A 23,236-nucleotide genomic window follows, 5' to 3' on the forward strand; every position below is an offset into this window, starting at 1 on the left:
AGGTTGGCGCACAGGCTGACCAACACGCCTACGTCATCACGGCCAGGGCCCGATTGATGGTGCCGGTTGTTACCGATGGCCGGACTGTGCAGCGTTCAGCCACACGACAGCCCGAATTCCTGTAGCGCCCGCGGCAGGTTGCGGTGCTCATGGCCCGGATGGCTGAGCTTCACCAGGGCGAAGCGCTGCAGTTCATCGAGGCCCTGCCATTGCGCCAGGCTGAGCGGCATGCCCAGCTGCCGGCAGGCCGCTGCCAGCACCGCCGGCAGCGCCTCCCCGTCGGCCGCACTGGGCAGGGCTTCCAGCTGGGCCGGCGGCAGGGACCGGGCCGGGCCGGCGGCCATGGCTGCCGTGCGTAGCAACAGCCATTGGCGCAGGGCCTCGATCGCGAGGGGCTGATCGGGCCAGGCCAGCAGCCCCTCACGCTCCGCTGCGCCCAGGGCCTGCCAGTGGCTGAGCTTGAGCTTCACTCCCGCCAGATCGAGCTTGCGCCGCACCGCCATCGGCAGGCAGCGCAGATCGGCGACGAAATCGGCCTCAAAGCCGAAGCAGCGGTCGTGGCTGGCGCGCGCAGGCAGGCTCATGGGGCAAGATCCTGGCGCAGCTTTTCGCCGCAGCGGGCGGCCAGCAGGGCGCGGGCCTGCTCAAGCCCCGCCGGCAGGCTGTCGCAGCGCTCGGCCAGCCAGAGGTACACCCCCAGGTTCCACAGCAGCGACTCCGCCAGCGGTCCTTCGCCCTGCAGCGCCGCCAGCGCCTGCTCGCGCCAGAGCTCCAGGTTCTGCCAGGGCACCTCGGGGCCGCAGAGGCCATGGTCACGGGGATGGACCAGCAGGCGGGTGATCACGCCATCGCGGCCCCGGGCGGTGATGCCGGCGCGGCTGGTGGGCAGGTCGGTGGAGCCCTCCAGCCCCTTGACCGTGAGCAGATCGGTTTCGCCGGCGTGGGCCAACGCCTCCCAGGCGCGGGCCTCGGTGGGGGGATGAACGAAGCCGCTCACCAGCAGGTGCTCCCCCTGGTGGGGGGTCCAGAGGAGCTCCAGGCTGGCCACCGGCGGCCGCTTGCCGATGTCCTCACGGATCGGCAGCAGCCGTTCGGCGGCCGGGAAATGGCAAGGTTGGTGGGTGAGAGCCAGGCCCTGGATCTCCAGCCGCTGCTGCAGGTCGGCCAGGCTGAGCCGCCGCCAGTCGATGCCGAGGGCAGCGAACAGCTCGGCGAGGCTGATGCCGTACTTCACCGGCATCGGAGCTCCGCCGTGCAGCACCACCGGCTGGCCGGCGGCCGCCAGCAGCAGGGCCAGCAGCGGCAGCAGCGGCGCGGTGCGGCTGCGACCGTCGTACGGCACCCCGAAGCAGAGCGGCCGCTGGCCGGGGGTACGCAGCACCGGGCCGTGCTCGCGGTAGCTGTCGAGCATGCCGGCCAGCTCCAGCGGCGACGGCCGGCGAATGCGATGGGCGATCAGGAACGCCCCCAGCTGGGCATCGCTCACCGGCCCCAGCAGCATCAGATCGGTGGCTTCGCGAGCCTCGGCGCGGGTCAGGCCGGTGCTGGTGTGCTCACCGCTGCCCACCTTGGCCAGCAGCTCGCGGAAGCGCATCACCTCCGGCGCCAGCGCCGGGCGGCGGCCGGCGCCTGGGGCGCTGGCGCCCTTCACGGCAGAAATCGGTACCACCTGCGACAAGACTTCGGCGCTCCGGCTGAAAGGGTGAGGATTCCGATCATTAGGCATGCGCAGGCCCGCTGCGAACTCTGCAGGGGTTCCCGCGCCATGCGGCCGGCGGCCCGATCGGTGTTTCCCCTCTCGTTTCCCTTCCCTCCATGGCGACGCTCAACAAGGTGGAGCAGGCCAAGGCCGGCTTCTGTGGTCTGGATCTGGCGCCGCGGCTGAGTGAACTGAGCGCCGCCGGCTGGGAATCCCTCGATGAGGCCACCCTCACCATCCATCTCAAGTGGCTGGGCATCTTCTTTCGGCCGGTCACGCCCGGGCGCTTCATGCTGCGGCTGCGGCTGCCCAACGGCGTGATCCACGCCGACCAGCTGGACGTGCTGGCAGAGGCCGTGGATCGCTGCGGCAGCCACGGCAGCGCCGACATCACCACCCGCCAGAACATCCAGCTGCGCGGCCTGCTGCTGGAGGACATGCCGCCGCTGATGGCGGCGCTCGAGCGGGTGGGCCTGACCAGCCGCCAGTCGGGCCACGACAACCCCCGCAACGTGACCGGCAACCCCCTGGCCGGCATCGACCCCGAGGAGTTCATCGACACCCGGCCGCTGGTGGACAGCATCCAGGCGGCGGTGCTGGGGCCCGACGGTCCGCGCAACCTGCCGCGCAAGTTCAACGTGGCGGTGGGCGGCGCCCCCGACTCCTTCCTGCTGCACAACGACCTCGCCTTTCTGCCCGCGTTCCACGACGGCACGCTGGGCTTCACCGTGATGGTGGGCGGCTTCTTCTCAGCCCAGCGCAACGAGCTGGCGATCCCGCTGGGGTTGTGGCTGCAGGCCGATCAGCTGCCGGCCTTCACGCTCGCGGTGCTGCGTCACTACGAACGGCAGGGCGACCGCAGCAACCGCAACAAGACCCGCCTGATGTACCTGATCGATGCGCTCGGGCTCGACAGCTACCGGGCGGAGGTGGTGGGGAGCTACGGCGCCGTGGCCGGCGCTGCTGCCGCCGCCGCCCTGGTGCCCCATGACGGCTCCCATCTGGTGTGCCGCGCACCGCGGGACATCTGTGGCGTGCACGCCCAGAAGCAGCCGGGTCTGCACTGGGTGGGCCTGCATGTGCCGATGGGTCGGCTGCACGCTGATGGGATGGGCGACCTGGCCCGGCTGGCCCGCACCTACGGCAGCGGCGGGCTGCGCCTGAGCGAAAGTCAGAACGCCCTGATCGCCGATGTGCCGGGCGATCGGCTGGAGGCGCTGCTGGCCGAACCGCTGCTGCGGCACTTCCGCGTGGATCCCGGTGCGCTTGCGGCGGAAGCGGTGAGCTGCACCGGTAACCGCTACTGCAGCTTCGCGCTGATCCCCACCAAGAGCACGGCCCAGGCGGTGGTGGAGGAACTGGAGCGGCGCCTGGAGGTGCCCCATGGCGTGCGCACCCATTGGACCGGCTGCCCCAATGCCTGCGGCCAGCCCTACATGGGTTCGATCGGGCTGATGGGGGCCAAGGCCCGCAAGGACGGCGAAATGGTGGAAGCGGTGAAGGTGTTCCTGGGCGGCTCGATGGCGGCCGATCCCCGGCTGGCGGAGCTGCATGACAAGGGCATTCCGCTCAGCGAGCTGCCCGAGGCGCTGGAGCAGATTCTGGTGGAGCGGTTCGGCGCCCGGCCGCGGGCGCTCCCGGCCTGACCCGCAGTGGGCCGGTGGCGCAGGCTCCTGATTGCTAGAACAGCCAACCAGCCAGCCACCGCGAACCCGATGCTGCCTCGCGACGGCGATCCGAGCGGCGATCCGGCCCAGCTGCCACCGGCGGGTGATCCCGCCCGCTGGCCGTGGCTTCAGCAACTCCGGCGCCGGCCGCAGCTGGAGCTGGCCCCCTGGCTCACGGCGCTGGAAGCGGGCAGCGTGCCCGCGGAGGCCGACCTGCTCACCGTGCTGGCCGAGCGTTTGGATTCCAGCAGTGCGCCCCGGCTGCTGGCCTGGTGGTTGCGGCAGGACCCGCCCGATCCGGCCCTGGGCGAGCGGATCGGGCGGCGGCGCGAGGCCAGCTGCGCCGAGCTGTTGCGGCAGGCGCTGGCGCGCGCTCCCCAGCAGGCCCCCCTGCTGCTGCCGTTGCTCGGCCACCAGCGGGATCCCGCCGATGCCGCCCTGCTCAGCCGGCTGGCGCTGGCGCCGGGCCCGGCGGCGCAGCGCCGTGCGGCGCTGGAAGGGCTGGCGGTGGGCCTGTCCAGCTGGCCGCTGCCGGCGCTGCGCCGCACGCTCTCGCAGCTGGCGGCCGATCTCGACCCCCAGCTGGCCTCCGACGCCGTCGACCTGCTGGCCCGCCTGCCCCGAGGGCGGGCGCTGCTGCTGGGCCTGGCGGCAGACCGGCTCGATCCGGCCGTGGCGGCGCGGCGGCAACGGCGCCTGCACGCCCTGCCGCCCAGCCCCCTGCTGCTGCTGGTGCACGGCCGCAGCGGCGGTCTGATCCCGGACGACCTGTTGGCCCTGCGCGACACGCTGGAGCAACAGCGCGGCGCCAGCGTCCGGCTGCTGGCGCTCACCGCAGCGGAGGGGTCGCCCCATGCACCCCTGCCGCCGCGGCCGGAAGGACCGGAGGGCGCCACGCTGGTGCCCCTGTTCCTCGTGCCAGGCGGCCATGTGCGGCACGACCTGCCGGCGATCGCCGCCCGCTGGCGTCAGGCGGGTCCGCTGCACCGGCTGCCGTTTCTGGGGGCCTGGCGCTGCTGGCAGCAGGCCCTGGCGCAGGAAGTGCAGGAGCTGGGACAGGGGGCGGCCGCAGCGCCGCTGCTGCTGCACCACCCCCTGGACGGGGCGCTGGGCCGGCGCTACCTGCAGCACCTGAGCAGGATCACCGGTGCCGGTTGCCGGCCCGCTTCATACAGTGCGCCAGATCCACAGGAGCTCCAACTGGCGATCCGCAGCCCTGTCCTTGCTCTGGCGCTGGCCGCCAACCGCCTCACGGACAGCCTGCCGCTGGAGCTCGGCCCCCCCTTGCTGCAACGGCCGCGCCTGCAGCGTGTGCTGCTGGAGCAGCTCGCGGCGCTGCCATGACAGCCACGCCCCTGCCGGACGACGTTTCCCCTTCCAGCGGCGTTTCTGCCAGCGGCAAGGTTTATCTGGTGGGGGCAGGGCCGGGCGATCCCGAGCTGCTCACGCTCAAGGCCCACCGGCTGCTCAGCCAGTGCGATGCCCTCGTCTACGACTCGCTGGTGCCCAAGGCCCTGCTCGATCTGCCGCCGGCCGGCTGTGAGCGCCATTTCGTGGGCAAGCGGCGCGGGCACCATTCCGTGCCACAGCCGAGCACCAATGCCGTGCTGGTGGAGCTGGCCCGGCGGCATCGGCTGGTGGTGCGCCTGAAAGGAGGCGACCCGTTCCTGTTCGGCCGGGGCGGTGAGGAAGCGGCGCACCTGGCCCGCCATGGCGTGGCTGTGGAAGTGGTGCCGGGGGTCACCGCCGGCATCGCGGCGCCGGCCTATGCGGGCATTCCGGTCACCCATCGGCGCGCCGGCTCGAGCGTCACCTTCGTGACGGGGCACGAGGAGATCGACAAAGGGCGCCCCGGGGTGGACTGGCGCGGCCTGGCCCGCTGCAGCGACGGCCTGGTGATCTACATGGGCCTGCACAACCTGCCACGCATCTGCGAGGAACTGATGGCGGGCGGCCTGGCGTCCACCACCCCCGCCGCCGTGATCCAGCAGGGCACCGTGAGCGGCCAGCGCCAGCTGATCGCCGACCTCGGCAGCCTGGCAGCGCGGGTGACGGCGGAGGGGTTCCAGTCGCCGTCGATCGTGGTGGTGGGCCAGGTGGTGGAGGAGCGGGTGGCTGGCTGCGCCCCAGCACCGGCCGCCGTGGACATGCCGATCCCCTTCTGAACGCGGGAGTTCAGCACGGCGTTACACCCGGCTGGCCTTCGGCGCTCAGTCGAGCTGGAGCACGCCGCGGGTGCGCTCGCGCCGCTGGCGGTCCTGGGCCTCAAACGCCTCCATGCAGCCATCGGTGGGCGTGTCCAGGCAGCTCACGTAGCTGGAGGCATCGATCAAGGCGGCGCGCAGTGCCTTGGCGGCCGGCAACAGGCTCACGCCCTGGGAGCTGGCCTTTCTGGGCGGCGTTGGGCCCCTTGCGCACGATGCCGAGTTCGCTGAGCTTCTGCTCGGAGAGCACCTCCTTGAGGTTGGCGCGCTCCACCACCAGGTCTGCTGGGTGACCGTGTTCTTGAAGGCCGGCACCGACACGGTGGGGCGGCTGGTGGGGCGGCTGGCGGGGCGGGGGGCCGTGCGCTGGCTCTGGGCCAGGGCCGGGGCGGGCAGCAGCGGCGTCAGCAGGCAGGGGGCAGCGGCGGCGCTTGCAACGGTTGAAGCTCTGTGGCGCATTCAACCAACCGGAACGGTTTCCGGTCCCAAAACGTCATTCCGTAGTGGTTGAAACGTTCAACTGAGTGTGATGATCGTTTAGGTAGACCACCGTCTGACGCCGGTTCCGCCCGGTGTGGCCCCAATGACCACAACCGCTCTGCCACAGGGCCCGCATCGCTCGCCCCGGCCGGCGCCGATGTTTGAGCTGATCCCCTACGAGAAGTTTCGCGATACCCCGGCGGTCCGCTTCTTCGATATCACCGTGCCCACCTCGAATGCGAGGGATCTGGTGGTGCACACCGGGCCGGCCGTGAGCCCCCCCGACGACCCCGCCACCGGGGCGTGGCAGTTCTATCTGCATCCCCATCAGGAAGACAACCTGCTGGCCATGCACGGCGGCCGCACCTTCTTCCTGGTGAACCTGGGCTGGAACTACCCGTTCCACATCGTTCGGCTCGACACCGGCGGCGACATCCTGCGCATTCCGCCCGGCACCTTCCACCGCTCGGTGTCCGACCCGGATGGCTCGCTGGTGCTGAACCAGGCGGTGCGCGAGGAAGGGGCGTCGCTGGTGCGTGAATTCCGCGTCTACAACAGCCACAACATTCCCCAGCTCTACGCCGTCACCAGCCAGACAGCACCGCTACCGAAGCTGCACGGCGTCACTTGGTGAGACATGCCCTCCAGGGGCTGGCGGAGGTGAGCAGCAAGCAGCGGGTGGTGCGGTGAGCCGACCCACAGCAAGGCATCGAGCTTTGTAACGTTTTATAAAAACGCTGTGGCTTCTCCCCTCTCCCTCGATCGCGAGTTCACCGTGGCGATGCACTCGCGCACCATCGACGACTGCAACGACATCGAAGCCCTGCGCGCCATCGCCAAGACCCTGCTGGAGGCCTGGCAGTTGCAAGCCATGTTCAGCGAGGACTACGGCGCCCAACTGCTCCGCGTCCATGCCCCCTGAGGCGAGCAGCCCGCAGCCGCAGCTGGCCATCGTCGGCGCGGGGCTGGCCGGATGCGCCCTCGCCGCCCAGCTGACGCAGCTGGGCTGGCCGGCACCGATCACCCTCTGGGAAGCCGGGCGTGGGCCCGGCGGTCGCGCCAGCACCCGCCACTCCCGCCACGATCCGCAGCGGCGGGCCGACCACGGTGCTCCACTGCTCACCATCACCACCGATCCGCCGCCGGCGCTGCTGGCGCCACTGCTGGCGGGTGGCTGGATCGAACCCTGGCCTGAACCCTGCGCCCGCCTTGATGCCAGCGGCGCCCTGCAGCCGATCGGGCCGGAGCCGTTGCTGCAGGGCAGCCGCTACCGCGGCCGCGGTGGCATGGAGCAGGTGTGTGCCGGGTTGCTGGCCCTGGCCGGCGCCGGCTGCACGCTGCACAGCTCCCGCCTGATCCAGCGGCTGGAACCACGGGCAGGCGGCGGCTGGCGCCTGCTCTGCGGCGATGGCGAACACCTGGCAGACGCCGACTGGCTCGTGCTGAGCGGCACCCTGCTGGTGCATCCGCGCGGGCGGGCCCTGCTGGGCGCTGCACCCGCACCGCTGGCGGCGCTGGCGGCCGGCGACCCGCAGCTGGCGGCGGCGCTGCGCGTGATCGCCACCCTGGGCGCGGAGCCTTGCAGCAACCTGATCTGGCAGCTGGAGGGGGCGGCGGCGGAACCCTGGCTGGCCCTGCCGTTTCGCCTGCTGGAGTTCGAAGCCGGCGCCCAGCACCGCTGGGGGCTGCGGCGCGTGTCGATCCAGCCCGGTGCGCAGGGCCGCTGCGCGGTGGTGGCCCATTCCAGCGCCGCGCTCGCCGCCGACCATCTGCAGACGGTGGGCTCGGGCTCCGCCGCTGTGCAGCTCCCGGGGGTGAAGCTCGACCCGGAGCGCGAGCAGGCCCTGATCGCGCAACTCACGGTCGCCGTGCAGGCCGCGCTAGCCGCCTGGCTCCCTGAGGCGACCGGCCAGCCGCCGGCGGGAGAGCGGCAGCTGATGCGCTGGAGCGCCGCTTTTCCCCGCGGCGAGGGGTTGCCCGCCGACCTCAGCCTCTGCGCCCACAGCCGCCTGGCGTTCTGCGGTGACTACCTGACCGGACCCGGATTCGGCCGCGCCGAAGGGGCGTGGCGCAGCGGCGAACACCTGGCCGAGCGCCTGATGGGGCTGCTGAGCCCCCCTGGCACGCCAGCAGTGGGCACGACTTCAGGGCTGGGGGAAGCTGCGGAAGCGCATGAGGCTTCAGCTGAGGCCACCGGTGAGGCTGCAAAAGCGAATGAGGCTTCAGCTACGGCCACGGCTGGGGGTAGGCGTTCGTCTTCAGCGTGGAACGCGCGTCCCGACACGGCGGCCCGAGGGAGGCAAGACAATGGCTGAGCCCCGCCTGCCGCCCATGCCCCCGATGTGCCGGCCGCAGGCTCTGGCGCAGCAACTGAAGCGCCAGGCAGGGCCACTGCCGCGCCAAGCCAGGCGCTCGGCCCGCCGCTGGTTCGCCACGGCCGGGCGCGCCGCAGCGGCGATGGTTGCTGTGCTGGCTCTGGTGCTGCTGCCGCTCCTGCAGGCCCCCGCCCCGGCGCTGGCGGCGAGTCCCGAGGCTTACCGCTGCGATGGCGATCCCCTGCTGGCCCTGGCCGACAACGGCGCCGTTGATGCCATCGGCATTCCCAACACGGCGGCGGGCACGGTGCCGGGCGCGTTCGTGGTGCTGCGGTGGCGCGGGGTGACGCTGCAGCTGCCGCGCACCAACAACGCCGGCGCCCCCAGCTACACCGACGGCAAGTGGTGGTGGAGCCTGGAGGATCCGGCGGCGCCGCGCTTCCAGCAGCGGCAGGGGGGCGTGATCAGCTACGCCTGCGAGCGCGCCGCTTGAGCAGCAGCGCCCTGCCCGCCTGGCGCGTGTTGCTGCGCGGTGCACGGGAGCGGGAGGGTCGCTCGCCGGCGGCGCGCTGGCTGCAGCTGGCCAGCGTGGGCACCGATGGCACGCCACGGGTGCGCACGCTGGTGTTCCGCGGCTGGGCAGATGCGGTGCGGCTCGATCTGCTCAGCGACGGGCGCAGCGCCAAAGCCGAGGAGCTGGCGACCCAGCCGGCGGTGGAACTCTGCTGGCTGCTGCCGAAGGCCCGCAGCCAGTTCCGCCTGCGCGGGCGCCTGGAGCTGCCGGTCGGCGCAGACCTGCTGGCGGCGCGCGAGCGGCACTGGCGCCAGCTGAGCCCGGCGGGGCGGGCGTTGTGGGGCTGGCCGCCGCCGGGGCAGGCACTCGATCCGCAGGCGGCGTTTCCGGGCGAACTGGCCGACGGCACGCCCTTGCCGCCCCACTTTCTGCTGCTGCGCATTGCGGTGCAGCAGGTGGAGTTGCTGGAGCTCAGCGGCACACCGCACCGCCGTCAGCGCTGGCGGGAAGCCACCGGCTGGCAGTGCGAGGCGCTCAATCCCTGAGCCGCCTGTGCCGCCAGAACACGCTCAATCCGGGAGCGCTTCCCCCTCCAGAAAGGGCTCGAGAAACTGGAGCGGCCGGTGCATGGTGGCCGAGAAGCCCAGCAGCCCCGGATCGCGGTGCACGGCGAGCAGACGGTCGTCGGCGTCGATCAGGAAGGTGCCGCCGCGCTGGGTGAGGAAGTCGTCGCGGGGCACATAGGTGCGCCAATGGCCCAGCACTTCGATCATGTTGCGCAGCCGGGTGGTGGCCAACTCGAAGGGCCGCAGCGGCGTGCGGCGATCGCCGGTGTAGCCGCGCAGCACTTCCGCCAGCGTGCCCGGCGAGCTGATCCCGGCGCACATCAGCAGCAGGCCGGGCCAGGGGCCGGCGCTGGCCCCCAGACCCTCCGTCAGGTCAAGGGCGCGGTGCAGCCGGGGCTCGGAATCCACCAGCAGCCGCTCCGGGGGGAAGCCGGTGAACGCGCAGAAGCGCTCACGCCCGGGGCCATGGCTGATACCGATGGCCAGCACCTCGATGCCGGCGGACTGCAGCCGGGGCAGGGCAGGCACCAGCGCCTGGGCGTACTCGAGGCTGTCGAAATCACCGAGCTGGGGCCACAGCAGCACCAGGCGACGACGGCCCGGCCCCATGGCGGGCAGGCCGGCCAGGCGCTCCAGCAGCGCGGCAGGGGCGCGGCAGCCGACGGCCACTCCTGCGGCGGGAGCTGGAGCCGCTTCAGGGGCGGGGGCAGCGGTCATGGCGGGGGAGAAGGAGAAGGGAGCGGACTCAGCCCTGGCGATGGCGCCGGCGGCCGAGCGGTTCGATCCACTCCTGGCGGATCAGGTCGTTGTGCAGCTTGGCGGAGGAGAGGCGGCAGCCCAGCTGGATTTCGCCGTCGTCCAGCAGGCGACCGAGACGCAGCGCCGTGGCCTCCTCGACCCGCGAAAAGCCCTGCTGACGGGCCACGACCCAATCGAGCTCCGACGGGGTGATCACCCCGGTGGCGAGGGTTTCGATGAAGAGTTCGCCGACGGTCATGAACCGATGTTGCGGAATGTAAACATCCTGTCGCGAGACGCGGGCCGGCGCGGGCCCGGCCGAGAGCCGCACACGGCCAGACCGAGTCAGCCGCAGGGCCAGCCGCTGCCTTGCCTCCAGCGCTCCTGTGCGGCGCCACTTCCGTGCACCAATCGCTCAGGCGCACGGCGCCTCCTGCGGCCCAACGGCTCCAAGTCCGCACCCGCGTCATCGCCGCAGCCGCTCGGCCCCGACCCCACCTCCCGACCTCGACCCCGCCCACAAGCCGGTCTCCTCACACTTCTTCACCTGTCGCGCCATCGTGTGTAAAGAAATGAAAAGTCCATGACCACCCTCACCCTGCTGGAAGTGTTCCTCGGTTTCCTCACCGCGGCCGTTGCCCTCTGGGCCGCCGGGCTGGCCGGCCCTTCCCAGGGACAGCTCTGAGCCGGCGCTGCCAGCTCCGCTTTTCTCAGAATTCCCGCCCCCGTCCCTTTCCCCCTTCTTCCCCCCTCACCACCGCTCCGGCTGCACCCATGACCTCCTTTCTGTCCCGCTACGTGCTGCGGGAAGGCTTCCTCGCCAACACCGGCCTGCTGATCCTGCGCCTGGCCATCGGCGCGATGATGATCCACCACGGCCAGGAGAAGCTGGCAGATCCGCAGACCTTCGCCACCAATTACGTGGTGCCGTTGCACCTGCCCTTCCCGGTGTTCTTCGCCGAAGTGGCGGGCTTCTCGGAAATCCTCGGCTCCTGGTGCGTGATCCTGGGTTTCTTCACACCGATCGGTGCGCTGGCCCTGGCCGGAACGATGGGCGTGGCGGCTTACCACCACATCCTCACCAGCGGCTTCAACATCTACGTGCTGGAACTGGTGGTGCTGTACCTGGGCGGCAGCCTGGCGATCCTGCTGAACGGCCCGGGCCGCTTCTCCTTTGATGCCGGCATCCTCAGCGGCCTGCTCGGCGCCCGCCAGCCCCAGACCGCCGCAGCCGCCGGCAGCGCGGCCATGTCCAGCAGCGTGCCCCTCAACCGAGCAGCCACCGCTGCTCCGACCTCCCTCTGAGAATCGAATCTCCCCGCTGAGCGGACATGCCGATTCCCCCACTACCGGCCCTGGTCACCCTCGTGGCCATGGTCGGCTTTCTTGCCACCGTGATGCTGGTGGGCGCGGCTCGCGTCAAGCACGGCGTCAAACCGCCCTCGGTGGCGGGTCCTGAACCGTTTGAGCGGGCGCTGCGGGTGCAGCAGAACACTCTGGAACAGCTGATGGTCTTCCTGCCCTGCTTCTGGCTGGCGGTGGCCTTCAGCAGTGAGCCGGTGGCCACAGCGCTGGGCTTCGTCTGGGTGGGCGGCCGCGTGGCCTTCGCCGTCGGCTACCTCCAGGCGGCCGAGAAACGGGCCGCCGGTTTCGCAATCAGCTTCACCAGCAGCATCGTGCTGCTGGTCATGGCCCTGGTGGGTGTGCTCGCCAGGCTGGGCTGAACCCCGACAGGGTGGCGCCGCGCAGGCCTTGGCATTCCAGGAGGAACAGTTCAGGTCAGGAGGAACGGTTCGGGCCTTCTGCTTCGAGGCTGCTCCTCAGCTACTGCTGGTGCTGCTGGTGCTGCACCTCAGTTGTTGCTTCCCAGTCCTCGCTTCGCTCTTCAGCTCCTGCTTGTCTTCGTTGCTGGCGAGTGTGTGCTGGTCATCCCACGCATGACCTGGCCCATGATCCTCACCCGCACCCAGCGCGGCAGGGGGACCAGGGCGTAGGTCAACAGCTTGGAGAGGGCGCCGGGCAGCACGGTGCCTTGACGCCCGAGGGCCTCAAGGATCGGCTGGGCGATCGCTTCGGGGTCGAGAGCATGGCCAAGGCGCAGGCCGGCCCGGCTCGCGAAGCCGCTGTGGGTGGGCCCCGGCGCAGCCGCCAGCACATCCACGCCGCAGGCGCTGAGCTCCACCTGCAGCGCTTCCGCCAGGGCCTGCACGTAGGCCTTGGTGGCGGCGTAATGGGCGGCGTAGGGCATCCCCTGAAAGCCCACGATCGAGCTGAGCAACACCAGACCACCCCGGCCCCGGGCGCGAAAGCGGCGCCCGAAATGGAAACAGGCCTGCATCAGCGCTCGGCCGTTCACCATCAGCAGCTCGGTTTCGCTGGTGAGGTCGGCATCGAGGAAGGGGCCCGAGCTCCCGAAACCCGCGGCGGCCACCAGCAGACCCACCTCCAGCGGATCCGTGGCGGCACGAAGCACAGCGAGCTGGTCGTCCCGCGCCAGATCCAGATCCAGCACGCGCAGCTGCACGCCGTGCCGGGCAGCGAGCTGGGCGGCAAGGCCATCGAGCGCAGGGCGGCTGCGGGCCACCAGCACCAGGTTCAGCCCCGTCTCCGCCAGGTGGCAGGCCAGGGCACGGCCGATGCCGGAAGAGGCCCCGGTCACCACGGCCCAGGGTCCGTAGCGGCTGAGGAAATGCTGCTGACGGCGGGTACGGGCGGCTGTCATTGCTGGGTAGCGACTGGAACGACTGGGGAACGGATGGAGCGCGGCTGGTGTACAGGCGGGGAGTGGATTGGAGCGCGGCGGGGATAGGCAGCGGCAGGCGAAAGGCAGTTCCGGGTGTTAGCCATGACGTGCGTCATGCCATTGAGCAAAAAAGAGAGGGGACGGATCCGGCAGGGGCGTGGCCCAGCTCAGCCACGTCCGGCTCCGGGGCCAACAGGGCGGGCCACCGCCTCCAGCAGGCGCCTGGCCAGAACGGGATCGTCGACCAGGCGCGCCAGCAGCACCGCTCCCACCATGGCCGACGCCAGCTGCAGCGCTGCATCACTGGGGGTGGCATCGCCGGGCTCGTCCCCGCAGGGCACTTTGGCGGGCGGACGGGCGGGCAACTTGCGCTCGATCGCCGCGAGCAACCCATGGGCCGCAACGGCAAAGGCGGCGCGCACGGACGCCGGCTGGCGACCCCCCTCACCCCCAAGCGCCGCGATCACGCAGCCCCGCTCCGGGTGAGCGACGTGCTCGGGCGAGAGGTAGAAGGCAAGGCTCTGCTCCAGCGAAAGCTCCTCAGCCAGCGGGCCCTCGGCGCTGGCGGCGGCTGCCGTGCGGATGGCTTCAGCCACCAGGGCATCGCGGCTCTGGAAATGGGAATAGAAGGCGCCATGGGTGAGGCCGGCCTGCTTCATCAGCGCCGGGATGCCGATACCCGAGAGCCCCTGACGGCGAAATTCAGCAGCGGCAGCGCGCAGGATGCGCTCACGCACAGCCTGCTTGTGACCGTCGGCGTATCGCATGATGAGCATCATGCCATGAATCCGTGGGCCTCACCCGCCGCGCAGCGGGTGGCTCAGCTGCAGGCATGAACAACCCCGATGGGAAAGCACAGCTGGGAAGCTGCGGAACAACGCTTGGGCGCTCCCGTCGCAATTCCGTGAGGCTGAACAGAGAGGCACTTCAAGCCGTATCTCGGCGAGCGGCAGTCATTCAGGGGCGCAGCAGGAGATGGATTTGAAGTGTTCACCCCGCATCACCCGGCTTCCCCAGACAGTGTCAGCACCGTCCTAGGCCTCAACCTCCCAGAGCACCATGCACGCTCGCTTGTGAAGGATCTGTAGTTCGTAGCTGCTGGAACAGGCCGAGGCCGCATAGCCATAGCAGACATGCAGCGGCAGAAGATGCTCTTCCCTGGGATGGCAGTAGCGGGCAAAAGGGGCGTCCTGCCAATGGAGCAGACGCTGGCTGCGCTCCTGTTCAGCGAGCTGGCGGTTGGAACAGGTGTCGAGCAACCAGTTCTCGAAGGCCCCATTCATCGCCTTGGATTCAGCTGTATCGGGCGTGAAGAAGGCCTTCATGTTGTGGAAGGAGAAGCCCGAACCGATCAGCAGCAACCCCGGATCTGCCAGGCCTTGCAGGGCACGGCCCAGGGCCAGATGCTGGGCAGGATCCAGGCTGCGAAGCAAAGACAGCTGCACGCACGGGATCTCTGCCGCGGGAAACATGATCTTCAGAGGCACGAACAGGCCATGATCCAATCCTCTCGTGGTCGTGAGGCGGGCCTCGATGCCAACTTCAGCCAGCGCCGCAGCGATGGCGCACGCCAGCGGCGGATCACCTGGGCATGGATACTGAATCTCGTACGACTCGTTTGGAAATCCGCTGTAGTCATAGAGAAGCGACGGATTCGCGCCGGCAGTCACAGTGGGTTGCTGCTCTTCCCAATGGGCACTCACCACAAGGATGGCGGAAGGCCGCTCGATCGTGGCGGCAATGGTTGTCAGGCAAGCAACCATTTCGGCATGGGCCGCATCACCAAGCAAAGGCAATGGACCACCACCATGGGAGAGAAACAGACCCCGGCGTCGCTGCACTGATCACTCCTGATGCAAAGCTGCTTGCACAGCTGCCTGGGTGGATGAGCGCCAGTGCCCAAGGCCATGCAAAGCATTGAGCCCAAGGTTATGAAAGGCACTGAGCCCATCACCCAAACCCCAGAACTGTCAGAGCAACTGTAGAGCAGACGCACAGGGGAGAACCACTGCCTGCAGCAGGGAGGCAGCAGCAGCGACGACAGACGTAGCGGCAGCAGCAATGGCCGGGAAGGAAAGGCCGCCCCATCAGCGAAGCCGGTGGTCAGTCTTCCTCGGAGATGTACAGCTCCGTGCCTCGCTGGTAGAAGTTGAAGGTTTTACCCTGGTCTTCGCAATCGGATTGGGTGGCCGCGTAAGCCTTCAGAGGGGTGCGTACGATATTGGTGACGCCGGTGGTGTTGTCGTCGTAGCGCACATTGAGCGCAGGCGATTTATTCTCGCCTGCAAACTTGTAGTTCCAGGTCAATTTCAGCCACTTTCCGGGTGCCACGGTGGCAGACGTCCACTCACCTGAGCTGCCCCAGCGATAAGCGAAGTTCACGGAATAACCGGTTTCGGTGCCGATGCAGGCCAAGGCGAACTTCGTTGACTGAGCGGAGGCGATTGGGGCCTGCGCCACTGTGAACGGAATCACCAGCAAGGGGATGGCCCACCAGCGGCGCGCAGACCTTTGCAAGGAGTGTGGCGCCGAACAAGCCGCCGAAAGAGGCCGCGAAGATTCACCCGGAAGACGGAACGAACGCCGAACCGGCCTAGCAGAACAAAGCAAGCGCAAGGACTTGAGAAACATAGATTGCAACCCCATGACTACACCGATCATCCGAAGCGCAAACATAACTGAATGAGGCCCACCTGTCTGGCAAGTGTCATCATTGGTAAAGGCCTACTCCGCGCTAACCACATCACGAACAAGCGCGGCAGCAGCTTGCCAGCCACTGCCAGGCAGGGACTGAGGCCAGGCAGGGACTGAGCCTGCTCCTGATGGTTCTGCTGATGGGTTGAGGTTTTCATCCTCTGGCCCATGGATGCAAAACCATGGTGATCGGAGATGGATCGCAGCTGGCACAGGTGAATGAACCACTCGTGCATGTCAGCTCGACACCGGCAGCAAGGGATGACCGAGAAACCAACCGATGCCGTCGGCCACCAGCACCAAGCCAAGCACCACCACCACCGCCGCTGTGAGCTTCGGCAGCACCGACAGACTGAGCGAGGCCAACGACTGAAAGATCCTGCCGGCCCGCTGCGGAAAGAGGAAACGCAGCCCGATCAGGCTGAGCAGAGGCAGCACAAAGATGAGGTTATAAACGAGGAGATAGGCGACTCCCGCCAGCCCCTGCGGGTCATGTTGCACGATCCGCTCCACAGCCGCGAGGTAGGGCACGGCGCCCGGAAGGCCCACCAACACCAAGCTGCCCCCGAGCACCGCCATGGCGGCCGGTGAATTGCCGGTTGTTGGGGCCTCCTGTGGTTTGGCGGTGGTTGATCGCTGCATGAGCCAGGGGGAGGCCAGCAGCAACAGTCCCACCAGGATCTGAATCACCAACTCCAGTGCCTGGGGTTGATTCCAGAGGCGTGCAAGACCTGCACCGAAGTGCGCTGTGAAGGCTTCTGCTCCTAACAACAACAAAAGGCCAAAGCACACATACACCACATAAACCCCCGCCACAAACGAACCCGCAAGGGCCACGGGACGACGGCTACCAAGCGCCACCGTCATCGGCACCAGAGCCAGGGGAACCATCGACAGACTGTCAACCAGGCCGATCGCCACCAAAACAAGAAGCAGGCCCACGCTCGCACCGATCCAGCCGGGAGCTGGATTGTATGGGAGGAAGGTGGAAAGTCAGCAGGCTTTTGTTGGACGACTGAATCCTGAGCAGGAGGTGATGCTGGAGCGCTGAGATCACCATGGTCATGGTGTGGGGGAGATAGGCCAAAGATAATCAGCCAGATGGTCGCTGACGATCAATTGGCAGCAAATCCGATGTGTTCAATCCCGTGGTTCTCGCTGACAAGTGTGCAGGTATCCTCCCGATCGGACCGACCGTCGTGGAGCCCTCACAAGACCTGGGCTCAGCTCTGTGAAAAACCACCTGACCACAACGCGCCGCGACTCCGCGAAGCCATTGGAAGATCGATGATCAATTCAATGATCCAAGGAAAAAACCAACGATGCCACAAGACCAATAGCCAGAAATTGATCCCATCGCTTGAAGACGAAACATCATAATGGCTCTGTAATCGGCGCCTGCCTCGTACCTTGAGGTTGCTTTTCAAAGACGACCACACTGTCGTAGATCGAGATGCAGTCTGTGGTGCGGGTGAATGAGGAAATCGGCAAGGCACCCCGCGCATGCACGGCATTGATCTCATCAATCTTTCCCTTCGCGAACTCTACAAAGCTCCCCGATCTTCCAATCCCACCTTCATACTCATCCCAATAGCAAGTATGCGTATCTTCCACCATGTAAACGCCTCTGGGATGAATGCGTTCATAAAGCAATTCAAACGAAGAGACCATGTGGCTCATCCGATGGCTGCCATCATCCAAGACAATATCGATTCGTGGATAGCGGCTGAAGATCCGCTCGATCACCGCAGGATCATCCTGGCTACCAACGAAGATCTCAACACCTTCGCCCTCATGCCGCTTGCAATCTGGATTGATGTCAAGACCAAGAACCTGTGCGCCGGGACCGAAATACTCCTTCCACATAGCTAAAGAACCGCCACCAAAAACCCCGATCTCAAGGATCACCGGAGCGGCGTTGCGGAATCTTGAGAAATGTCGCTCATAGATATCAAAGTAATGAATCCATTTATGCATGAGCTTGGAAGAGTTTTCCAAGAAGTAGCGATGCAGGAATCCGCCGCAATCAACTGAGGCCACAACGAGATCAACTGATAGTGTTCAATCTTAGACTCTCTCCAGACATTTGCCATCACAGCCAAGAGGGATCTGGGCGCTCCCACTGCCTTCTGCCACTCACGACAGCCAAACGCCATTGCCATCTACATCCTGCCTACATGGCCATCAAGGAAGAGCAGAACATCCATCTGCCACCCATTCGGCAGATGGGTGTCAATCAATGCCGCAACTGACGATGACCTTATCCATGACCAGCGTCCCAGGCCTCAGGTCCTCGAGCAGTCAACCGCTCAGATCGTCAGGCATTTAACCCCACAGCCCGGAACGCACCAACGTCGTATCAAAACCCACCCCTAATAGCTGTAATTCGCCTCAAACAACGGCGCACCATCGGAGGGTTCTGAGCCGGGCGCATAGAGGCCCTGAGACGCCAGGCCATTGGCCCGGGCACGCGCCAACAGCGCCTGCTGGCCGGAGGCCAGATCGTGGCCAGCCCAGTGCTTCAGGCACGACTGCTGCAGCGCACGGCCGTAGGAAAAGCCCAGGTGCCACGGCGCTGGCGTGGTGGCTTGATTGATGCCGTTGAGATACACACTCGCCTCCTCTTCGCTCAGGCCACCGGAGAGGAACAGCACAGCCGGCACACTCACCGGCACCGTGCGCTCCAGCGTGCGCAAGGTGTACTCAGCCACCAGGTCGGGGCTGGGCGGGGTGGCGCAGGCCATGCCCGGCAGGGTGAGCGACGGCTTCAGCAGGCTGCCCTCCAGGAACACACCGCAGTGGCTGAGGGCGCTGTACACCGTGCGCAGCACCCACTCCTGCACGGCGGCAGTGGTTTCGATGTCGTGGTCTCCATCCATCAGGATTTCCGGCTCCACGATCGGCACCAGCCCCGCCTCCTGCACCGTGCGCGCATAGCGGGCCAGGCCCCAGGCGTTCTCGCGCACGCACAGATCCGAGGGGGATCCCTCGGCGGAAATCTTCAGCACCGCCCGCCACTTGGCGAAACGGGCGCCGCGCGCATAGGCGTGCGTTGCCCGCTCCTGCAGTCCCTTCAGGCCGGTGCACCAGCTCTCTCCCTCCAGTCCGCCCGCCAGCGGCTCCAGACCCTGGTCCACCTTGATGCCGGGAACGATGCCGCTGCTGCGGAACAAGTCCACGAGCGGCGCACCTGGTTCGCCCAGCGCATTCACGCTGTCTTGAAACAAGGTTTCCTCAAACAGGATCACGCCGCTGATGTGCTCGTTGAGCTCAGGTGTGGTGGCCAGCAGGCTGCGGTAAGCGCGGCGGTTCGCCTCGGTGTTGTCCACACCGATGGCCTCGAAGCGTTTGCCGATCGTGCCGGTGGATTCATCGGCGGCCAGCAGTCCCTTGCCCCGGGCCGCCAGCGTGCAGGCTGTGCTGGCCAGTTCATCGCGAAAGCTCTCGAGGCTCATCGATTCCGGTGCGGGAAACAAACAGCAGAACCGATCGGCTCCGACCTCTCCTTAAGTGGGGCAGAGGGCGGTGTCAACGGCGCGGTGTGGAATGAATCCAGCTGGTGGCTGCTTCCGGAAGGCCGCACCGCTTGCGCCGCAATGAGCCGGCGACAATTGTTTGATGGGGGTCCCGGGGATCGAACCCGGCTTAGGCGGATTATGAGTCCGCTGCATTCACCAGATTGCTAGACCCCCAGCGTGCCGCTCACCACAAGCCGCGGATCGGCCGTGACCACATCGACGGGGGTACTGCGCCATCATCCAGCTGATGCGGTGCCATCGATTCACCGGAACCCTGCAGACTGCTGGTGAACTGGCTGGGCAGGTCAGCTGTGCGAAACGGAATCGGCGAGCTGAGTTCTTCCATCGCCGCGTTGACGGTGTTGTTGATGGCGCTCCCATCCCAGATGATCGCCTGATCAGGAAAGCCCAGTCCCATCACGCGGTTGCCTTCCGGCCCACCCATCGCGATGCCGAGGATATCGGTGGCCTGATGAAGGATGTTCACCCCCGCCGCAAACGGTGAGCGCCAACTGAAGGCGCGCCGCATGAAGAGGGTGTCGGTGGCTTCCACCACGCCGCAGCGGGTGACCTCCACCGGCGCCGCGCGGCCTGGGCCCGAACCGGAGGCACCGGCCTCCACCGTTGTGGTGCAGACCACCGGGTCGGCCAACGCAGGGGCTGTGGTCATGACCGCCAGGCCACCAGCCGCCACCAGCCATGCAACGAGACCCGGCCGCATCATGGAAGGCCACGCCAGGGATGCAACGGAGCGGGTGGGAGCCACAGCAGAAGGGGTGGGGCGGGTCATCGGAAGCACCAGAGACGCCCGTGCCCGTTGCAGGCAGGAGCTGGCTATTTGAGCGCAAACTAAGTCAGCAAGCCGGAAAGTTGCCAGTGTCCGCCGTTCCCGACTCCCTTGCCGCCGCTCCGGCCACCCCGCTGCCCCCCGCTGATCGGGCGGAACGGCGCCGCGCCCTGCTGCCGCTGCTGGCCGACCGCGCCTATCGCCATGGCCGTTTCACCCTGGCCTCCGGGCGCAGCAGCGACCATTACGTGAACTGCAAACCGGTGAGCCTCAGCGGTTACGGGCTGGCCCTGCTGGCGGAGCTGATGCTGGAGCAGGTGGAAGACGGCGCGCTGGCCGTCGCCGGGCTCACCCTCGGCGCCGATCCGTTGGTGAGCGGCGTCGCGTTGGCGGCGGCGCTGGTGGGGCGGCCGCTGGATGCCCTGATCGTGCGCAAGGAGGCAAAAGGCCACGGCACCGGTGCCTGGCTGGAAGGCCCCCTCCCCGCCGCCGGCAGCACGATCACCGTGCTGGAAGACGTGGTCACCACCGGCGGGTCGTCGCTCAAGGCGGTGCGGCAACTGCGGGAGGCCGGCTATGTGGTGCAGCGGGTGGTCACGATCGTGGATCGGCAGGAAGGCGGCCTCGAGGCGATGACCGCAGCCGGGCTGGAACTGCGCAGCCTGTTCCTGCTGGAGGAGATCGCCGCGGCCGCCGGCAACAACGAAGCAGCCGCAAGCAACCACTCCCCAACCGCCAGCAACTGATCCCGCCCCGATCCCGGCGGTGATTTGCAAGGGTAAGGGCGCCGGATGCTCCCCCACCGTGACGCCCCATCCCCAGCCCGACCCATGGGCCTGGCAGCCGCCCCGCCCCAGCCGTCTGCAGCAGCCGGCGGTGCTGATCCGCCTGGAAGGGGCCGACACCCTGCGCTTCCTGCACGGCCAGACCAGCCAGGACCTGGAGCGGGCCCGGAGCGGCCAGTGCCTGGCCACCTGCTGCATCAGCCCCACCGGCCGTCTGCGCGCGCTGGCCGAGGTGCTGGTGGATGGCGCAGGCGCCTGGCTGCTGGTGAGCGCCGGTGATGACGGCGCCGTGCATCAGGCACTCGATCGGGTGCTGTTTCCGGCCGATCAGGTGGTGCTGGGGGCGCCCCAGCCGGTCAGGTTGTTCACGCTGTTTGAGGCTCCCGGCCCCTTGCTGGCGCCCCCCGGGCAATGGCAACCCCTCGGCGCGGCCGACGGCGCCGAGGGCTTTCTGCTGCCGGGCGGCCGGATGGTGCTGCCGGCCGAGACGCCGGAGCCAGAGGCACTCCAGGCGCTGCCGGCCCTCTCTGCCGCCGAGGCCGAGCGCTGGCGGCTGCAGGGCGGCCACCCCGCCGCGCCTGCCGAGATCAACGAGGAGGTGAACCCGTTCGAGCTGGGCCTGGCAGGGCGGGTGAGCCTCTCGAAGGGCTGCTACGTGGGCCAGGAAACCCTGGCCAAGCTGGCCACCTACGACGGCGTCAAGCAGCAACTGCGCCGCTGGGTGTGCACGCCTCCCGCCGGTGGCCCGCTGCCGCTGCCGGGCGGCAGCCTGCACACCTCTGCGGGCGACCGGGCCGGGCGCATCACCTCCTGTCTGGAGCTGCCCGCCACTGCTCAGCAGCCGGCCTGCTGGCTGGGGCTGGCCCTGGTGCGGCGGCAGGCACTGGCGGAGGCGTGCCTGCAGGCCGAGGGCGGGCTGGTACTGGCGCTCTCCATCCCGGAGGCGTTCGTAACCCCGCCGGTGGGCGCCGGCGGCGGGGCGGGCAAGCTCTAAGCCAGTGGTGCCGGCGGGTCCTGGTGCGGGGGCGATTGGTCCTGCTCCAGCAACCAGCGGGCCACCGCCCAGGTGGCCCGGACGTCGTCGTGGTTGTAGCGGAGGATCCAGCGCAGGTTGTGGTGGCTGCCGCGACCCGCAGCGGTGCCATCGCCGCGCCACTGGCGCCACCACAGCAGGCAGCGGGCCCCATCCACCCCCTTCTGGCTCCAACGGAAGCCGAGCCAGCCAGCCACCCCCTTGAGCCCGTAGCTGCTCACCGGCAGCAACCAGTGGCGCCGCAGGCGCACGTGCAGGTCCACCAACCGCGCCCGCAGCGCCGCCACCTCCCGTTCGCTGGCGCCCTGGCGCTGGGCAAGCCGCACCAGCGCCACCGCCTCGGTTTCGCCGTAGTGGAGCAGGGGCCACCCCGGGCTGCGCGCCAGCGCCCGCCGCAGGCGCTGCCACAGCAAGGCTTCGCCATGCTCATGCAGGGCCAGCAGCGGCTGGTAACGGCTGCCAGCGGCGGCGGCCGTGGGCCAGCGGCCATCGGCCTGCCGCTCGATCCGCAGAAAGCCGTGCAGAAAGTCGTCGCGGGCGTCCGGGTCGGATTCGATGTCGTAGACGAGCACGCCGGGGGCCGCGGCCAGCTCCGGCAGCGCCAGCAGGGGCTGGCCGGGGAGAGGCGCGATCCGTTGCGGAGCGCCGTCGCGCTGCACCCGCGCCTGGGCCACCAGCCGCTCAGCCACCTCACGGTGCTGCTCGCCGTGCACCTCCAGCGCATCGGCCAGGGCACCGGGGTCGGCCGCCGCCAGATCCGCCACCCCGCCCACATGGAGATCCAGCAGCAGCTCGCGGCGTTTGCCGCCGATGCCGCTCACTTCGCTGAGGTGGCCCTGCTGGGCCGCCTCCTGGTCGCACAGGCCCCGCCAGGAGCAGAGCACGCACTTCTTGCGGTCGTTGACCAGCGGTGGCGGCTGAGACCGTTGCAGATCGTCCGCCAGTTTCGGCAGGCTGTCGTCGAGCTGGCGCTGCAGTCCAGGGCCCAGCGCCAGGTGTTCCTGCTCCAGCCCGCGGGCGCCGTGGGCCAGCACCAGGCCCTCTCCCACGCTGGCGTCCTGGTGCTCCCCCAGCAGCCGGCCCCAGAGCGTCATCAGCAGGCGGTGTTCCCGCGTGAGCCGCCGGCCGTGGCGCGCCATCACCGGCAGATAGGCATGGGCGCCCCAGCGGCTGCTGCCGCTGGTGCGCAGCAGCAGGGGCGGGTGGGCCTGCAGCGCCAGCCCACCCGGGCCCTCGCCGGCCAGCCGCAGCCCGACCACGGCGGGCGCGGCGTCGGCGCAACCCGCCTCACCCCGCTGGGGCTTGCGGCCCAGCAACTGCACAAAGCAGCGCTGCTGATCGTCCAGCTGCAGGGTGCGGTGGGCCGTCCAGAGTCGTCGCTCCTGGGGGCCATGGCGGTCGAGCCAGGCGCGGCGACGGCAGCGGACCCAGCTGCGCAGCAACCGGTCGGTGAGCACCCGATCGGGGTGGGCGGAAGGCATGCGGCCAAGCTA

At 68.6% G+C, this 23,236-nt stretch carries 27 protein-coding genes and 1 tRNA gene; 13 read left to right on the plus strand and 15 right to left on the minus strand.

Annotation, left to right across the window (positions count from 1 at the left end):
• Nucleotides 1–95: 95 nt before the first annotated feature.
• Together KBZ19_RS06275 and KBZ19_RS06280 are read right to left on the minus strand one after the other, a co-directional pair.
• Complete coding sequence (locus KBZ19_RS06275) at nucleotides 96–584, minus strand: nitrate reductase associated protein (RefSeq protein WP_255100283.1); 489 nt, start codon at nucleotides 582–584, stop codon at nucleotides 96–98.
• Nucleotides 581–1,594 carry an anthranilate phosphoribosyltransferase gene (locus tag KBZ19_RS06280; RefSeq protein ID WP_255100695.1) on the minus strand — a complete coding sequence of 338 codons (1,014 nt, stop codon included), beginning with the start codon at nucleotides 1,592–1,594 and terminating at the stop codon, nucleotides 581–583. The genes KBZ19_RS06275 and KBZ19_RS06280 overlap by 4 nt, the downstream gene beginning before the upstream one ends.
• Before the next feature lie 221 nt (nucleotides 1,595–1,815).
• On the opposite strand from KBZ19_RS06280, the gene KBZ19_RS06285 reads away from it, so the two are divergent.
• From KBZ19_RS06285 to cobA, 3 genes are all read left to right on the plus strand, one after another.
• Nucleotides 1,816–3,345, plus strand: coding sequence for a ferredoxin--nitrite reductase (locus KBZ19_RS06285; protein ID WP_255100284.1), 1,530 nt, complete (start codon nucleotides 1,816–1,818; stop codon nucleotides 3,343–3,345).
• Nucleotides 3,346–3,414: 69 nt separating this feature from the next.
• Nucleotides 3,415–4,710: a CbiX/SirB N-terminal domain-containing protein gene (locus KBZ19_RS06290; protein ID WP_255100285.1), complete on the plus strand. Its 1,296-nt coding sequence runs from the start codon at nucleotides 3,415–3,417 to the stop codon at nucleotides 4,708–4,710.
• Nucleotides 4,707–5,531 carry a uroporphyrinogen-III C-methyltransferase gene (gene cobA, locus KBZ19_RS06295; protein WP_094514585.1) on the plus strand — a complete coding sequence of 275 codons (825 nt, stop codon included), beginning with the start codon at nucleotides 4,707–4,709 and terminating at the stop codon, nucleotides 5,529–5,531. The genes KBZ19_RS06290 and cobA overlap by 4 nt, the downstream gene beginning before the upstream one ends.
• A gap of 45 nt (nucleotides 5,532–5,576) precedes the next feature.
• Here the strand turns inward: cobA and KBZ19_RS06300 are convergent, their stop codons facing one another.
• Nucleotides 5,577–5,738 (minus strand): hypothetical protein, encoded by a 162-nt coding sequence (locus tag KBZ19_RS06300; protein WP_255100286.1) that lies wholly within the window; start codon nucleotides 5,736–5,738, stop codon nucleotides 5,577–5,579.
• Nucleotides 5,739–5,859: 121 nt separating this feature from the next.
• Here KBZ19_RS06300 and KBZ19_RS06305 point away from each other — a divergent pair, with 121 nt between their 5' ends.
• The 6 genes from KBZ19_RS06305 (at nucleotide 5,860) to KBZ19_RS06330 (ending at nucleotide 9,424) form a co-directional block, all read left to right on the plus strand.
• Complete coding sequence (locus KBZ19_RS06305; RefSeq protein WP_255100287.1) at nucleotides 5,860–6,081, plus strand: hypothetical protein; 222 nt, start codon at nucleotides 5,860–5,862, stop codon at nucleotides 6,079–6,081.
• 126 nt (nucleotides 6,082–6,207) lie between these two features.
• Nucleotides 6,208–6,684 carry a redox protein gene (locus KBZ19_RS06310; protein ID WP_094514580.1) on the plus strand — a complete coding sequence of 159 codons (477 nt, stop codon included), beginning with the start codon at nucleotides 6,208–6,210 and terminating at the stop codon, nucleotides 6,682–6,684.
• 105 nt (nucleotides 6,685–6,789) lie between these two features.
• Complete coding sequence (locus KBZ19_RS06315; RefSeq protein WP_255100288.1) at nucleotides 6,790–6,972, plus strand: hypothetical protein; 183 nt, start codon at nucleotides 6,790–6,792, stop codon at nucleotides 6,970–6,972.
• Nucleotides 6,962–8,365: an NAD(P)-binding protein gene (locus tag KBZ19_RS06320; RefSeq protein ID WP_255100289.1), complete on the plus strand. Its 1,404-nt coding sequence runs from the start codon at nucleotides 6,962–6,964 to the stop codon at nucleotides 8,363–8,365. Before KBZ19_RS06315 ends, KBZ19_RS06320 begins: the two co-directional genes overlap by 11 nt.
• A 16-nt stretch (nucleotides 8,366–8,381) precedes the next feature.
• Nucleotides 8,382–8,858, plus strand: a complete 477-nt coding sequence (locus tag KBZ19_RS06325) for a hypothetical protein (RefSeq protein WP_315856329.1) — start codon at nucleotides 8,382–8,384, stop codon at nucleotides 8,856–8,858.
• Nucleotides 8,855–9,424: a pyridoxamine 5'-phosphate oxidase family protein gene (locus KBZ19_RS06330; protein WP_255100290.1), complete on the plus strand. Its 570-nt coding sequence runs from the start codon at nucleotides 8,855–8,857 to the stop codon at nucleotides 9,422–9,424. Before KBZ19_RS06325 ends, KBZ19_RS06330 begins: the two co-directional genes overlap by 4 nt.
• 24 nt (nucleotides 9,425–9,448) lie before the next feature.
• On the opposite strand, the gene KBZ19_RS06335 is transcribed toward KBZ19_RS06330, so the two are convergent.
• Nucleotides 9,449–10,054: a peroxiredoxin-like family protein gene (locus KBZ19_RS06335; protein ID WP_255100697.1), complete on the minus strand. Its 606-nt coding sequence runs from the start codon at nucleotides 10,052–10,054 to the stop codon at nucleotides 9,449–9,451.
• 136 nt (nucleotides 10,055–10,190) lie between these two features.
• A complete protein-coding gene (locus KBZ19_RS06340; RefSeq protein ID WP_094514568.1) occupies nucleotides 10,191–10,442 on the minus strand; it encodes a hypothetical protein in 252 nt (83 codons plus the stop codon).
• A 515-nt stretch (nucleotides 10,443–10,957) separates the two neighbouring features.
• Between KBZ19_RS06340 and KBZ19_RS06345 the strand changes: the two genes are divergently transcribed.
• A complete protein-coding gene (locus KBZ19_RS06345) occupies nucleotides 10,958–11,488 on the plus strand; it encodes a DoxX family protein (RefSeq protein WP_094514565.1) in 531 nt (176 codons plus the stop codon).
• A gap of 26 nt (nucleotides 11,489–11,514) precedes the next feature.
• Nucleotides 11,515–11,907 (plus strand): MAPEG family protein, encoded by a 393-nt coding sequence (locus tag KBZ19_RS06350; RefSeq protein WP_255100291.1) that lies wholly within the window; start codon nucleotides 11,515–11,517, stop codon nucleotides 11,905–11,907.
• A gap of 161 nt (nucleotides 11,908–12,068) precedes the next feature.
• On the opposite strand, the gene KBZ19_RS06355 is transcribed toward KBZ19_RS06350, so the two are convergent.
• The 9 genes from KBZ19_RS06355 to KBZ19_RS06395 form a co-directional block, all read right to left on the minus strand.
• On the minus strand, nucleotides 12,069–12,905 hold the full coding sequence (locus KBZ19_RS06355; protein ID WP_255100292.1) for an SDR family oxidoreductase: 837 nt from the start codon (nucleotides 12,903–12,905) through the stop codon (nucleotides 12,069–12,071).
• Nucleotides 12,906–13,093: 188 nt separating this feature from the next.
• Nucleotides 13,094–13,693 (minus strand): TetR/AcrR family transcriptional regulator, encoded by a 600-nt coding sequence (locus KBZ19_RS06360; RefSeq protein ID WP_255100293.1) that lies wholly within the window; start codon nucleotides 13,691–13,693, stop codon nucleotides 13,094–13,096.
• 267 nt (nucleotides 13,694–13,960) lie between these two features.
• Nucleotides 13,961–14,722, minus strand: a complete 762-nt coding sequence (locus KBZ19_RS06365; protein WP_255100294.1) for a class III extradiol ring-cleavage dioxygenase — start codon at nucleotides 14,720–14,722, stop codon at nucleotides 13,961–13,963.
• A 307-nt stretch (nucleotides 14,723–15,029) separates the two neighbouring features.
• Entirely contained in the window at nucleotides 15,030–15,407 is a 378-nt protein-coding gene (locus tag KBZ19_RS06370; RefSeq protein WP_094514557.1) for a hypothetical protein, read from the minus strand.
• A 450-nt stretch (nucleotides 15,408–15,857) separates the two neighbouring features.
• Nucleotides 15,858–16,562, minus strand: coding sequence for a GAP family protein (locus KBZ19_RS06375; RefSeq protein WP_255100295.1), 705 nt, complete (start codon nucleotides 16,560–16,562; stop codon nucleotides 15,858–15,860).
• Between the two features lie 432 nt (nucleotides 16,563–16,994).
• Complete coding sequence (locus KBZ19_RS06380; RefSeq protein WP_255100296.1) at nucleotides 16,995–17,618, minus strand: class I SAM-dependent methyltransferase; 624 nt, start codon at nucleotides 17,616–17,618, stop codon at nucleotides 16,995–16,997.
• Nucleotides 17,619–17,992: 374 nt separating this feature from the next.
• Entirely contained in the window at nucleotides 17,993–19,075 is a 1,083-nt protein-coding gene (locus KBZ19_RS06385) for a class I fructose-bisphosphate aldolase (protein WP_094514553.1), read from the minus strand.
• A 164-nt stretch (nucleotides 19,076–19,239) separates the two neighbouring features.
• A tRNA-Ile gene (locus tag KBZ19_RS06390) sits at nucleotides 19,240–19,312 on the minus strand.
• A 10-nt stretch (nucleotides 19,313–19,322) separates the two neighbouring features.
• Nucleotides 19,323–19,808, minus strand: coding sequence for an occludin/ELL family protein (locus KBZ19_RS06395; RefSeq protein ID WP_255100297.1), 486 nt, complete (start codon nucleotides 19,806–19,808; stop codon nucleotides 19,323–19,325).
• Between the two features lie 251 nt (nucleotides 19,809–20,059).
• On the opposite strand from KBZ19_RS06395, the gene pyrE reads away from it, so the two are divergent.
• Together pyrE and KBZ19_RS06405 are read left to right on the plus strand one after the other, a co-directional pair.
• Entirely contained in the window at nucleotides 20,060–20,671 is a 612-nt protein-coding gene (pyrE, locus tag KBZ19_RS06400; RefSeq protein ID WP_399220123.1) for an orotate phosphoribosyltransferase, read from the plus strand.
• 58 nt (nucleotides 20,672–20,729) lie between these two features.
• Nucleotides 20,730–21,704 carry a folate-binding protein YgfZ gene (locus KBZ19_RS06405; RefSeq protein ID WP_255100298.1) on the plus strand — a complete coding sequence of 325 codons (975 nt, stop codon included), beginning with the start codon at nucleotides 20,730–20,732 and terminating at the stop codon, nucleotides 21,702–21,704.
• Here KBZ19_RS06405 and KBZ19_RS06410 read toward each other — a convergent pair.
• The gene (locus tag KBZ19_RS06410; RefSeq protein ID WP_094514548.1) at nucleotides 21,701–23,224 is read right to left on the minus strand and encodes a TM0106 family RecB-like putative nuclease; all 1,524 of its coding nucleotides are present in this window, start codon (nucleotides 23,222–23,224) and stop codon (nucleotides 21,701–21,703) included. The genes KBZ19_RS06405 and KBZ19_RS06410 overlap by 4 nt on opposite strands.
• Between the last annotated feature and the right edge of the window lie 12 nt (nucleotides 23,225–23,236).

The organism is Synechococcus sp. L2F, assembly GCF_024345695.1.
GTDB lineage: Bacteria > Cyanobacteriota > Cyanobacteriia > PCC-6307 > Cyanobiaceae > MW101C3.